Source organism: Streptomyces sp. NPDC000404 (genome assembly GCF_040300365.1).
In the GTDB taxonomy this organism is placed as follows: Bacteria; Actinomycetota; Actinomycetes; order Streptomycetales; family Streptomycetaceae; genus Streptomyces; species Streptomyces ramulosus.
The window spans coordinates 404,885-416,698 of sequence record NZ_JBEPDN010000002.1; the positions used below are offsets into that span (position 1 = coordinate 404,885).

Below are 11,814 nucleotides of genomic sequence, written 5' to 3' on the forward strand. Positions count from 1 at the left end.
GTGCGGCCCAGTCAAGTAATCAAGCATCAGCACTGCCTGTCAAGAGGTGGAACGCATGCCCCAGTACGCCCCGGGAAGCCCCGGCTCCCCCGCCCGCCGCCGGCCGCCGCAGGGGCCGGCCGTGACCGCCGCGCACCGCGTGCCGGGAGCGGCGCGCCTCCCGGGCGGCGCCCGTCTCGCAAAGGAGGCCGGCCGTGGCTGACGAGGTCTATCTGATCGACGGCGCCCGCACCCCGCAGGGCCGCTTCGGCGGCGCGCTGGCCTCCGTACGGCCCGACGACCTCGCGGCCCTGGTGGTCGGCGAGGCGGTGCGGCGCGCGGGCGTCCCGGGCGAGGCGGTGGACGAGGTGATCCTCGGCGCCGCCAACCAGGCGGGCGAGGACAACCGCAACGTGGCGCGGATGGCCGTGCTGCTGGCGGGCCTGCCGCACACGGTGCCGGGCCACACGGTCAACCGGCTGTGCGCCTCCGGGCTGACCGCGGTCGCCTCCGCGGCCCAGGCGGTGCGGGCGGGCGAGGCCGAGCTGGTCGTGGCGGGCGGCGTGGAGTCGATGACCCGCGCCCCCTGGGTCATGGAGAAGCCGGGCACGCCGTGGGCGAAGCCCGGCGAGATACGCGACACCTCCCTGGGCTGGCGGTTCACCAATCCGCGCTTCGCGGCGGCCGACCGCGCGGTGGCGGCGGACGCGGGGCCCGAGGAGCTGCGGGTGACGCTGTCGATGGGCGAGACGGCGGAGGAGGTCGCGGCGCTCGACTCCGTGGACCGCGCCGCGTCCGACGCGTTCGCGCTGCGCAGCCACCGGCGGGCGGTCGCCGCCCAAGAGGCGGGCCGCTTCGACCGGGAGATCGTGCCGGTGGAGACGGCGAACGGCGTGGTGACGCGGGACGAGGGGCCGCGCCCGTCGACGACGGCGGAGAAGCTCGCGGCGCTGCGTCCGCTCTTCCGCGCCGGCGGCGTGGTGACGGCCGGTTCCGCCTCGCCGCTCTCGGACGGCGCGGCCGCGCTGGTGGTGGCGGGCGCCGCCGCCGTCGAGCGGTACGGACTGACGCCGCGCGCCCGGATCGTCACCTCGGCGGCGGCCGGCGTGACGCCGCAGCTGATGGGCCTGGGCCCGGTGCCCGCCACCGAGAAGGCGCTGGCCCGCGCCGGCTGGGCGACGTCCCAGCTGGACGCGGTCGAGCTGAACGAGGCGTTCGCCGCGCAGGCGCTGGCGGTCATCCGGCGGCTGGAGCTGGACGAGGCGCGGGTCAACGCGGACGGCGGGGCGCTGGCGCTGGGTCACCCGCTGGGGTGCTCGGGCGCCCGGATCCTGCTGACGCTGTTGGGGCGGCTGGAGCGGGAGGACGCCCGGCGCGGGCTCGCCACGCTGTGCGTGGGCGTCGGCCAGGGCGTGGCGATGCTGGTGGAGCGGGTGTGAGCGGCGCAGGGACAGGCCCCGGCGAGGTCCGGGCGACACAGGGTGCGGAGCAGAGGAGACGAGGATGACCAGCACAGCTGCCGAGCCGTCGGCGCCGGACGTCGTCGGGGTGATCGGCGGCGGCCGGATGGGCGCGGGCATCGCGCAGTCGTTCGCGGTCGCCGGGGCGTCGGTGACGGTCGTGGAGAGCGACGGGCGGGCGGCGGCCGCGGCCGTGGAGCGGGTCGCCACGGGGCTGCGGCGCGCCGCCGAGCGCGGCAAGCTCGCCGAGCCGGCCGAGGCGGTGCTCGGCCGGGTGACCACCGTGGAGTCGGTCGGCGCGCTGCCGCTCATGGCCGCGCTGGTCGTCGAGGCGGTGCCGGAGGACGCCCGGCTCAAGGCCGGGGTGCTGGCCGCCGCGGAGCGGGCGGTCGGCGAGGGGGCGGTGCTGGCCACCAACACCTCCTCCCTGCCGGTCACCGAGCTGGCGGCGGCGCTCGAACGCCCCGGCCGCTTCCTGGGCATGCACTTCTTCAACCCGGTTCCGGCCTCCGCGCTCGTGGAGATCGTCGTCGGGCCGGCCACCGAGGAGGCGACGGTCGAGCGGGCGCTCGGCTGGACGCGGGCGCTGGGCAAGAAGGACGTCGTGGTCAAGGACTCCCCCGGGTTCGCCAGCAGCCGCCTGGGGGTGGCGCTGGGCCTGGAGGCGATCCGCATGGTGGAGGAGGGCGTGGCCGCCCCGGAGGCCATCGACGACGCGATGACGCTCGGCTACCGCCACCCGATGGGGCCGCTGCGCCTGACGGACCTGGTCGGGCTGGACGTCCGGCTGGCCATCGCCGAGCATCTGCACGCCACGCTCGGCGACCGCTTCGCCCCGCCGGAGCTGCTGCGCGCCAAGGTGGCGCGGGGCGAGCTGGGGCGGAAGTCGGGGCAGGGGTTCTACAGCTGGGAGTGAGGGCCCCGGCCCGGGGGCGCCGGGGCCGGCGGGACGTGCGAACTCCAGGAGCCCTTCGGCGTCGTCCGGCCCGCGGACGCCGGGGCCGTCGGGGCAGCGGACGCCGGGAGACCCGTACGGCTCCGGGCCCCGGGGACGCCGCAGGCCGCGGGCGTACCGGCGCCGCCCTCCCTCCGGCGCCGGTACGGCGCACGACCTGCGAGTTCCGGCGGCCGCCCCGGCGGTCCGGACACTCCGTCCCCCGAAAGGGGCTTGCCCACGCCGTGGAAACTCGTCAGAATATGAACCGAACGAATGGTCGGTAGGGAAGTTGGTATCGATGACCACGACAGACTCCGCCCCGTCGGCCACCGGCGGCGCCGAGCAGGAGCTGCAGGAGCGGTTCGACACCTCGATCGCCAAGGACCGGCGCATCGAGCCGCGCGACTGGATGCCCGACGGCTACCGCAAGACCCTGGTCCGGCAGATCGCCCAGCACGCCCACTCCGAGATCATCGGGATGCAGCCCGAGGGCGCATGGATCACCCGGGCGCCCTCGCTGCGCCGCAAGGCGATCCTCTTCGCCAAGGTCCAGGACGAGGCGGGGCACGGCCTGTATCTCTACTCCGCGGCCGAGACGCTGGGCGCCGAGCGCACCGAGCTGACCGAGCGGCTGATCGCGGGCCGCCAGAAGTACTCCTCGATCTTCAACTACCCCACGCCGACCTTCGCCGACGTCGGCGTCATCGGCTGGTTCGTGGACGGCGCCGCGATCTGCAACCAGGTCCCGCTCTGCCGGAGTTCGTACGGCCCCTACGCCCGTGCGATGGTGCGGATCTGCAAGGAGGAGTCGTTCCACCAGCGGCAGGGCTACGAGCTGCTGATGACGATGATGCGCGGCACCGAGGAACAGCGGGAGATGGTCCAGGACGCGGTGAACCGCTGGTGGTGGCCGTCGCTGATGATGTTCGGCCCGCCCGACGGCGACTCCCCCAACTCCGCGGCGTCGATGGCCTGGAAGATCAAGCGGCACACCAACGACGAGCTGCGCAGCCGGTTCGTCGACATGACCGTCCCGCAGGCGGAGCGGCTGGGGGTGACCCTGCCCGACCCCGAGCTGCGCTGGAACCCCGAGCGCGGACGCCATGACTTCGGCACCCCCGACTGGTCCGAACTCCAGCGCGTCATCAAGGGCGACGGGCCGTGCAACGCCGAGCGGATGGAGCGCCGCCGGACGGCGCACGAGGACGGCGCCTGGGTGCGCGAGGCGGCCACCGCCCACGCGGCCAAGCAGGCGGCCCGCGGCCCGCGCGGGTCCCACACCGAGGAAGGAACGGCGGCATGAGCGACACCGACGACCCGAAGGCCGGCTGGCCGCTGTACGAGGTGTTCATCCGCGGCAAGCGCGGTCTCAACCACGTCCACGTCGGCTCGCTGCACGCCGCCGACGACCGGATGGCCCTCACCCACGCCCGCGATCTCTACACCCGGCGCAACGAAGGCGTCAGCATCTGGGTGGTCCTCTCGTCCCACATAGCGGCCTCCACCCGCGATGAGAAGGACCCGTTCTTCGCGCCCAGCGCCGACAAGATCTACCGCCATCCCACCTTCTACGACATACCCGACGACGTCCCGCACATCTGAGGCCGGAGAGGAGCAGGACATGGCCGGCACCGACGACGATCACATTTACCTGTCCCTGGCCGAGGAGCACGGCGACGGCGACGCCCGCTGGGCGTTCGGCACCGGCTTCGAGGACCCGCTGCACGGCGTGGAGACGGCCGTGCCCGCCGGGGTGGACGCGGCGCGGCTCGCCGCGGACTGCGCGGCGCTCGCCGATGACGCGCTGGTCGGCGCGCAGCGGCTGGCCCAATGGTGCACCCGCGCCCCGGAGCTGGAGGAGGAGGTGGCGCTCGCCAACATCGGTCTCGACCTGCTGGGCCAGGCCCGGCTGCTGTACACCCGCGCCGGGCAGGTCGACGGCACCGGGCGGGACGAGGACGCCTTCGCCTACTTCCGCGTCCCCGACGCCTTCCGCAGCCTGCGGCTTGCCGAACTCCCCAACGGCGACTTCGCGTTCTCCGTCGTGCGACTGCTGTGGCTGTCGAGCTGGCGGCTGGCGCTCTTCACCCGGCTCGCGCACGGCGCGCCGGATCCGGTGGTGGCCGCCGTCGCCGACAAGGGCGTCAAGGAGCTGACGTACCACCGTCAGTACGCCGCGGACTGGGCCCTCCGGCTGGGTGACGGCACCGAGGAGTCGCACCGCCGGATGTGCGCGGCGCTCGCCGAGATCGCGCCGTACACCGGTGAGCTGTTCACCGGCGCGCCCGTGTGCGGGGTGGCTCCGGCGGACCTCCGGGACGAGGTGACCGGAGTGCTGCGGCAGGTCTGTGACGCGGCGGGGCTGGAGCTTCCGGAGGCGGAACCGCTGCCCGGCAGCGGCCGCGACGGCGACCGTACCGCCCATCTGGCACCGCTGCTGGAGGAGTTGCAGAGCGTGGCACGGGCCCATCCGGAGGGGGTGTGGTGACCATGGCGACCGTCACCGGTCTCACCGGCGCCCTGGCCCGGCGTGTCGCGGCGGAGGTGCCCGACCCCGAGCTGCCGATGCTGACCCTCGCCGATCTCGGGGTACTGCGGGGTGTGGAGGTCGCCGCGGACGGCGCGGTCACGGCCACGCTCACGCCGACGTACTCGGGGTGCCCGGCGATGGCGGAGATGCGGGCCGCCGTCGCGGCGCGGCTGCGGGCCGCCGGGTTCGGGCGGGTCACGATCCGTACGGCCCTGGAGCCGGCGTGGACCACCGACTGGATCACCGCCGAGGGCCGCCGCAAGCTCGCCGAGCACGGCATCGCCCCGCCCGGTCCGGCGCCGCGGCGCACCTCGGGGCCGGTTCCGCTGGAGCTGTCCGGGGTGCGGCGCGCGGTCCGCTGCCCGCACTGCGGGTCGGCGGAGACCCGGGAGACCTCCCGTTTCGGCGCGACCTCCTGCAAGTCCCTGTGGCGGTGCGGGAGTTGCCGCGAGCCTTTCGAGTACGTCAAGGAGATCTGATGGCCCCGACCTCGTCCGAGCTGACCGAGGCGACGCCGCCGGAGGCGTCCGCGGCGGAGCGGTCCGGCGCGCACCCGCGACGGCGGCGCCCCCTGTTCCACCGGCTGCGCGTCGCGGAGGTCGAGCCGCTGTGCGACGACGCCGCGGCGATCGGCTTCGAGGTGCCCGAGGAGCTGGCGGCGGAGTTCGTCTTCCGTCCCGGGCAGTCGCTGACGCTGCGCCGGGAGGTCGAGGGGCGCGACGAGCGGCGGTCGTACTCGATCTGTGCGCCGGTGGGCTCCCGGCCGCGGATCGGGGTGCGGGTGGTGCCCGGCGGGCTGTTCTCCTCGTGGCTGGTGCACGAGGTCCGTCCCGGGGACACCGTCGAGGTGATGGCGCCGACGGGCGCGTTCACCCCGGATCTGTCGCACCCGGGCCACCATGTGCTGATCGCGGCGGGCTCCGGCATCACCCCGATGGTCTCGATCGCGGAGTCGGTGCTCGCCGCCGATTCGCGTTCGCAGGTCACCCTCTTCTACGGCAACCGCCGGACGGATTCGGTGATGTTCGCCGATGAGCTGGCCGATCTGAAGGACCTGTACCCGGCGCGGTTCCAGCTGGGCCATGTCCTCTCCCGGGAGCCCCGCGAGGCGGAGCTGCTGTCGGGCCGGCTGGACGCGGAGCGCCTGGCCGCGCTGATCGACGGGCTGGTGGACGTCGCCTCGGCCGATCACTGGTGGCTGTGCGGTCCGCACGGCATGGTCCAAGGCGCCCAGCGGGTGCTGGCGGATCTCGGGGTGCCCGGGGAGCGGGTCCATCAGGAGCTGTTCTTCGCCGACGACGAGCCGGTCCGCCCGGTGCAGCACACGGACGCGCCCGCGAAGGGGCCGGTCAGCCGGGTCACGCTGGTGCTGGACGGCCGGTCCACCACCGCCCCGCTCCCCCGCGACACCACCCTGCTGGACGGCGCCGCGCGGATACGTCCGGACACCCCGTTCGCCTGCAAGGGCGGGGTGTGCGGCACCTGCCGGGCGCTGGTCACCGAGGGCACGGCGGACATGCGGCGCAACTACGCGCTGGAGGACGCCGAGGTGTCCGCCGGGTACGTCCTGACCTGCCAGAGCTTCCCGGTGTCCGAGGAGCTGACGGTCGACTTCGACAGCTGAGGCGGACCGCCCGCAGCCCCGGTCCCCGTCCGGCCGCCCGCCGCTCCGCCCCCGGGCCCCTCCGTCTCCTCCATCCCCTCCGCCCCGTCGGGCCGCGGCGTCCGGTGCCACATGCCGGAAGCGCCGGATCCGGCCACCCTGGAAGGGAGAGGGTGCGTCGCTCCGCCGGGCCAGCCGCCGGGAGGACGCCGTCCGGAAGGGAGTGCCGTGATGCAGAGCCGTACACGAGGCGGCCCGAGGCCCCGGGGAGCGGTGCGGCCGCGGCCGGGCGGCCCCACCGCCTGGGAGCGGTGGAGCGCCGCGTCCGCCGGGGCGTCCGGTGCCGGGCGCGCCGTCGCGGCCGGCGTCGGCGGAGCGGCGCCGTGACGGGCGCGACCGCCGCGGCGGGCACCGTGACGGTGGGGCTGGACGGCAGCCCCGAGTCATTGGCGGCCGTGCTGTGGGCGGCGGAGGAGGCCGAGGCCCGCGGCGCGCGGCTGCGGTTGGTGCATGCCTGGGCGATGCTCGCGCCGGAGCCGCCCGAGCCGCCGGAACAGCCGGACGCAGGCGCGGCGGCGGGCGCGGAACCGCGGACGGCGGAGCCCCCGGGGCCGGAATCACGGCGGCCGGCCGGTGCGTCGCGGCGGCGGATCCGGCCTGGCTGGAAGGCCCGTGCGGCCGAGCAGAACCACTGGTCCCACCGGATCGTCGAGCAGGCACGCGCCGCCGTGCAGACCCGCCACCCGGATCTTCCGGTGGACGAGGAGCTGATCCCCGGCGACCCGCTGGAGGCGCTGTTCGGCGCGGCGGACCGTTCGGACCTGCTGGTGCTCGGCTCGCGGAATCTGGGCCCGGTGGCCCGGTATGTGCTGGGCGATATCGCGTTGAAGCTGGTGACGCGGGTGAATGTGCCCACCGTGCTGGTCCGGGCGCGGCCGGGCGCCGCCGCGGACGGGCGGTCCGGCGACGACGTGGTGGTCGGGGTGAGCCTGCACGAGCCGTGTGTGGCGATGATGGACTTCGCCTTCGCGACCGCCGCCCGGCGTGGTGTCACCCTGCGGGCGGTGCACGGACGCCATCTGCCCGCGCACGCCTACAACCGGGGCGGCGGGGTGGAGCCGTACGTGGTCGAGCAGACCGCGCAGGACGCCCGGAAGGAGCTGGCCGAGGCGCTGCGGCCGTGGCGGTCGCGGTATCCCGCGGTGCAGGTGGTGGCGCGGGTGGATCTGGAGAGCCCGGCGCAGGCGCTGCTGGAGGAGGCCGGGCGGGCCGGACTGCTGGTCGTCGGGCGCCGCCACCGCCGCCCCCGGATCCCGTCGCGGATCGGCCACCTCGGACAGGCGGCGCTGCACCATGCGCCGTGCCCGGTGGCGGTCGTTCCGCATGAGTGAGTGCGCCCGACCGGACGCGGGCACCACCGGTGTCCGGCGGGTGACCGAGAAGCGGAGGTACGTCATGACGCGAACCACCGAATGGACGGTGCGGATCGTGGTCTTCGAGGAGGACGGGACGACGAAGGCGCGGGCGGTGCTCGACACCGGCTCGGCCAAGATGACCGGGCGGGGCGCGGCCCACTGCAACCCCGAGGACGTGGACATCCCCGAGATCGGCGACGAGCTGGCGTCCGGCCGGGCCCTGAAGGACCTCGCCGCGCGGCTGCTGCGGGAGGCCGACCGGGATCTGGCCGGAGTCGGGGCGCCGCCACCCCCGGCACGGCGCCCGACGGTGTACGGGTGGGCGGATGCGTCGGCCTGAGCGGTAGGGCGCGGGCGGTCCCCGGGAGGCGGCGGGCGGCGGTCCGGCGCGGTTCCGGCCCGGTGCGCGGCGGCGATCCGTCGCACCTGGCGCGGTGCCGGCCCGGTCCGCGGCGGCGATCCGCCGCCCCGGCGCGGTGCCGGCCCGGTGCGTACCGGCGGTAGGCCGTCCCCGGCGTAGTCCCACCGGCCCGGCACGCCGCGGGCCGGGCCGCGCCGTCCTGAGCCAGGTGCCCCGGAGGCCGGGACTCGCATCCGGCCCGGCGCCGCCGCGTCGGGCGCGCTCCGCACCACGGCGCCCGCGCCGTACGCGCCTGCCGCGCGGCGCGGGCGCGGCGCTCGTACACGGTTCGGACACCTCGGGTCGCGGGGCGCAAAAGGGCGGCGGGGCCGTTCGGGGGATCCGGGCGGGGCCGTGGTGTGCGACCGTCGGTGGCGGGGGCCGGGCGGGAGAGGCGGACGGGGTGGGCCATGCGGGGCGCGAGGCGCTTCGGGCGGGTGCGGCGGGGGCCGCTGCGGCGCGGGACGGATGTGGCGGAGTTCTGGCTGATGCCGCTCACCGCGGCGCTGATCGCGGTGGGTGCCCCGGCCGCGGGCGTCGCGGCGGCGCACGCGGTCCAGAACCGGGCCCCGCTCGCCCGGGACACGCACAGCGTCCGGGCGGTGCTGACGGAGGATCCCCCGGCGCGTATCGGGCTGGACGCGGCGGCCGCGGCCGGGGTGCGGGTGGCGGCGACGGTGCGGTGGCGGGCGCCCGACGGTTCGGTCCGGCACGGCCGGATCACGGTCCCGGCCTCGGCGCGGGCGGGGGCGCACACCACGGCCCGGGTGGACGGTGCGGGCCGGCTGCGCGGCGCGGCGGACCCGTCGCGTGCCGCGGCGGAGGGCGTCGCCGTGGGGGTGGTGGCGGCCTCGTGCGGCGCGCTGGCGGTCCTCGGGGCGGCGCGCGGCGCCCGTCTGTGGCTGGATCGGCGGCGCGACGCCCAGTGGGAGCGCGGGTGGGAGCGGGTCGGCCCCACGTGGCGCGGCGGGCCGGAGTGACCGTGCCGCAACGGCTTCCGGCGGGCCGTCCGTTCGGCCTCACGGTACGGGCGGAGGGCGGCCGGACCGTGTGGTCCGCCCGCCCTCCGTACCGGTCGGGTCACCTCGGTCCGGGGTTCAGGACGCCTTCTTGGACGAGGTGAGGTGGGCGAAGACCACGACGTTGTCCGTGTAGTCCTTGGCCGCCTTGTCGTAGGCGCCGCCGCAGGTGATCACCCTCAGCTGCGGGTTGGCGGTGTCGTTGTAGACCCGGTCGCTGGGGAACTGGGCCTTGCTGAAGGTTTCGACGCTGTCGACGGTGAAGGTGGCGACGGTCTTGTCGGCGCGGGTGATGTTGATCTTGTTGCCCTTTTTGAGCGAGTCGAGTTCGAGGAAGACGGCCGGGCCGGTCTTGGTGTCGACGTGTCCGGCGACGATGGCGGCGCCGTCCTCACCGGGGGTGGCGCCGTCCTTGTACCAGCCGGCGAGGTTGCTGTTGTCCGGCGGCGGGGCGTTGAGCTGGCCGGTGGGGCCGAGGGCGAGCGGGGTGAACGGCGCGTCGACGCCGATCTGCGGGATGCGGATGCGGGTCGGGGCGGAGCGGGGCATCGCCGCGGAGGTCTTCGGTTCGGCCGTCGGTACGGCGACGTTCGGCGCCAGCGGCGCGGCGGCCGCGGGCGGGGCGGGCGGCTTGGAGTCCGCGGAGGTGTCGAGGGAGTTGAAGACGAGCAGGGCCCCCACGCCCACGGCCGCCACCGGCCACATCAGGGCCCGGGCGAACGGGCGGGGAGCGGCGTCGGTCTGACGCGGTGTCGACGGAGGCTGATGCCGGGGAGGAGTCGTGGGAGCCATCGAACGTGCCTTTCTTCCACACGAGGTGAGCTGTTCCGGCCCGCGTAACGGGCGGCGGCCGGGGCGGTGCACCGGGTCGGTGGTGCCGGTCCGCCGGGTCGTCCGCCGCGCGTACGGGTGGCCGTCGGGGCGCAACGCAAGCGCCGCGACCACCGCCGGTGAGGACGGTGGCCGCGACAGCTCAGCGATCTACGCCGGGCGGGAGGGGTCAGGCGGCCGCACCGGAGTTGCGGCGGCGCAGGACGTACGCGCCGGCGCCGAGGCCACCGAGGAGCAGGACCGAACCGGCGGCGAGGCCGCTGCCGGAGAGGGCCGTGCCGCCACCGCCGGTGTGCATACCGCCGCGCGGACCGTTGTCACGGTCGCCGCCGCGGTCACCGTGGTCGCCGTGGTGCCCGCGACCGCCGCGGTCACCGTGCTCGCCCCGGTCGCCGCGGTCACCACGGTCGCCGCGGTCGCCGCGGTCCCCACGGTCGCCCCGGTCCCCACGGTCGCCGCGGTCGCCCTTGTCGCCCTTGTCGTGGTCACGGCCGGAGCCCTCGTCGTCGCCCTGCTGGCCCCACTCGTTGACGACGACGCCGGCGAGGGCGCCACCACCGGTGTGCATACCGCCGCGCGGGCCGTTGTCACGGTCGCCGCCGCGGTCACCGTGGTCGCCGTGGTGTCCACGACCGCCGCGGTCACCGTGCTCACCGCGGTCGCCGCGGTCGCCACGGTCGCCCCGGTCGCCCCGGTCCCCACGGTCGCCCCGGTCCCCACGGTCACCGCGGTCGCCCTTGTCGCCCTTGTCGTGGTCACGGCCGGAGCCCTCGTCGTCGCCCATCACCTTGGCGAGGAAGCCACCACCGGTGTGCATACCGCCGTGCGGGCGGTCGCCACGGCCACGGTCGCCGTGGTCGCCGTGGTCGCCCCGGCCACCGCGGTCGCCCCGGTCACCGTGCTCGCCGCGGCCGCCGCGGTCACCGCGGTCCCCACGGTCGCCCCGGTCCCCACGGTCACCGCGGTCGCCCTTGTCGCCCTTGTCGTGGTCACGGCCGGAGCCCTCGTCGTCGCCCATCACCTTGGCGAGGAAGCCGCCGCCCGTGTGCATACCGCCGCGCGGGCCGTTGTCACGGTCGCCGCCGCGGTCACCGTGGTCACCGTGGTGTCCGCGACCGCCGCGGTCGCCGTGCTCACCGCGGTCGCCGCGGTCGCCACGGTCGCCGCGGTCACCGCGATCGCCGCGGTCACCACGGTCGCCGCGGTCGCCGCGGTCGCCCTTGTCGTGGTCGTTGTCCCGGCTGCTGGAGTGGGAGGAGCCGCCGTCGTCGCCCGCGACGGTGAGCGCGTACGCGGCGGGGGTCGTGATGGCGAGGACCGCGCTGATGGCGGCCGAGGCGAACAGGGTGCGGGAAGTGCGCATGAAAACGTGTGTCCTTTCACGTACGGCACCGCGAAGGCTGACAGGTCGTCGGCGCATCGGATTCGCGGTGGCGACGTGATCACCGTCATCCGAAATCCGGGGGCGCACCACCGGAGAGGTCCGCATTCGAGCGACACCGTGGGCTCAACGAGTGGCCCGGGGCCCGTTCCTCACCCATTGGACGGCGCCGGACGCCGCCGCACGTCACCGCACCGGGGTAATCCCCGCTCACCCCCGGCGGATCGGGCCCCGCACCGGGCCTCCGACACCGCCCCGC

Annotated in this window: 12 protein-coding genes; 10 read left to right on the forward strand and 2 right to left on the reverse strand. The window is 75.8% G+C overall.

The features are described 5' to 3' along the window. Positions 1 to 194: 194 nt before the first annotated feature. The 10 genes from ABT345_RS04905 (at position 195) to ABT345_RS04950 (ending at position 9,304) form a co-directional block, all read left to right on the forward strand. Positions 195 to 1,418, forward strand: coding sequence for a thiolase family protein (locus ABT345_RS04905; RefSeq protein WP_345082004.1), 1,224 nt, complete (start codon positions 195 to 197; stop codon positions 1,416 to 1,418). A 64-nt stretch (positions 1,419 to 1,482) separates the two neighbouring features. Further along, positions 1,483 to 2,355, forward strand: a complete 873-nt coding sequence (locus ABT345_RS04910) for a 3-hydroxyacyl-CoA dehydrogenase family protein (protein WP_345082007.1) — start codon at positions 1,483 to 1,485, stop codon at positions 2,353 to 2,355. A gap of 319 nt (positions 2,356 to 2,674) precedes the next feature. Continuing rightward, positions 2,675 to 3,679, forward strand: coding sequence for a 1,2-phenylacetyl-CoA epoxidase subunit PaaA (gene paaA / locus ABT345_RS04915; protein ID WP_345082010.1), 1,005 nt, complete (start codon positions 2,675 to 2,677; stop codon positions 3,677 to 3,679). Next, positions 3,676 to 3,978, forward strand: coding sequence for a 1,2-phenylacetyl-CoA epoxidase subunit PaaB (gene paaB, locus ABT345_RS04920; RefSeq protein ID WP_143944113.1), 303 nt, complete (start codon positions 3,676 to 3,678; stop codon positions 3,976 to 3,978). Before paaA ends, paaB begins: the two co-directional genes overlap by 4 nt. Positions 3,979 to 3,997: 19 nt before the next feature. After that, positions 3,998 to 4,864: a 1,2-phenylacetyl-CoA epoxidase subunit PaaC gene (gene paaC / locus ABT345_RS04925; RefSeq protein WP_345082017.1), complete on the forward strand. Its 867-nt coding sequence runs from the start codon at positions 3,998 to 4,000 to the stop codon at positions 4,862 to 4,864. Between the two features lie 2 nt (positions 4,865 to 4,866). Further along, entirely contained in the window at positions 4,867 to 5,385 is a 519-nt protein-coding gene (gene paaD, locus ABT345_RS04930; protein ID WP_345082535.1) for a 1,2-phenylacetyl-CoA epoxidase subunit PaaD, read from the forward strand. Then, positions 5,385 to 6,530 carry a 1,2-phenylacetyl-CoA epoxidase subunit PaaE gene (gene paaE / locus ABT345_RS04935; protein ID WP_345082020.1) on the forward strand — a complete coding sequence of 382 codons (1,146 nt, stop codon included), beginning with the start codon at positions 5,385 to 5,387 and terminating at the stop codon, positions 6,528 to 6,530. The genes paaD and paaE overlap by 1 nt, the downstream gene beginning before the upstream one ends. A 362-nt stretch (positions 6,531 to 6,892) precedes the next feature. Beyond that, a complete protein-coding gene (locus ABT345_RS04940; protein ID WP_345082023.1) occupies positions 6,893 to 7,900 on the forward strand; it encodes a universal stress protein in 1,008 nt (335 codons plus the stop codon). A 64-nt stretch (positions 7,901 to 7,964) separates the two neighbouring features. Beyond that, the gene (locus ABT345_RS04945) at positions 7,965 to 8,264 is read left to right on the forward strand and encodes a DUF1876 domain-containing protein (protein ID WP_345082026.1); all 300 of its coding nucleotides are present in this window, start codon (positions 7,965 to 7,967) and stop codon (positions 8,262 to 8,264) included. 470 nt (positions 8,265 to 8,734) lie between these two features. Continuing rightward, entirely contained in the window at positions 8,735 to 9,304 is a 570-nt protein-coding gene (locus tag ABT345_RS04950; RefSeq protein WP_345082029.1) for an Rv1733c family protein, read from the forward strand. 117 nt (positions 9,305 to 9,421) lie between these two features. On the opposite strand, the gene ABT345_RS04955 is transcribed toward ABT345_RS04950, so the two are convergent. Together ABT345_RS04955 and ABT345_RS04960 are read right to left on the reverse strand one after the other, a co-directional pair. Then, positions 9,422 to 10,135 carry a class F sortase gene (locus ABT345_RS04955; RefSeq protein WP_345082032.1) on the reverse strand — a complete coding sequence of 238 codons (714 nt, stop codon included), beginning with the start codon at positions 10,133 to 10,135 and terminating at the stop codon, positions 9,422 to 9,424. 208 nt (positions 10,136 to 10,343) lie between these two features. After that, entirely contained in the window at positions 10,344 to 11,537 is a 1,194-nt protein-coding gene (locus ABT345_RS04960) for a hypothetical protein (RefSeq protein WP_345082035.1), read from the reverse strand. Positions 11,538 to 11,814 lie beyond the last annotated feature (277 nt).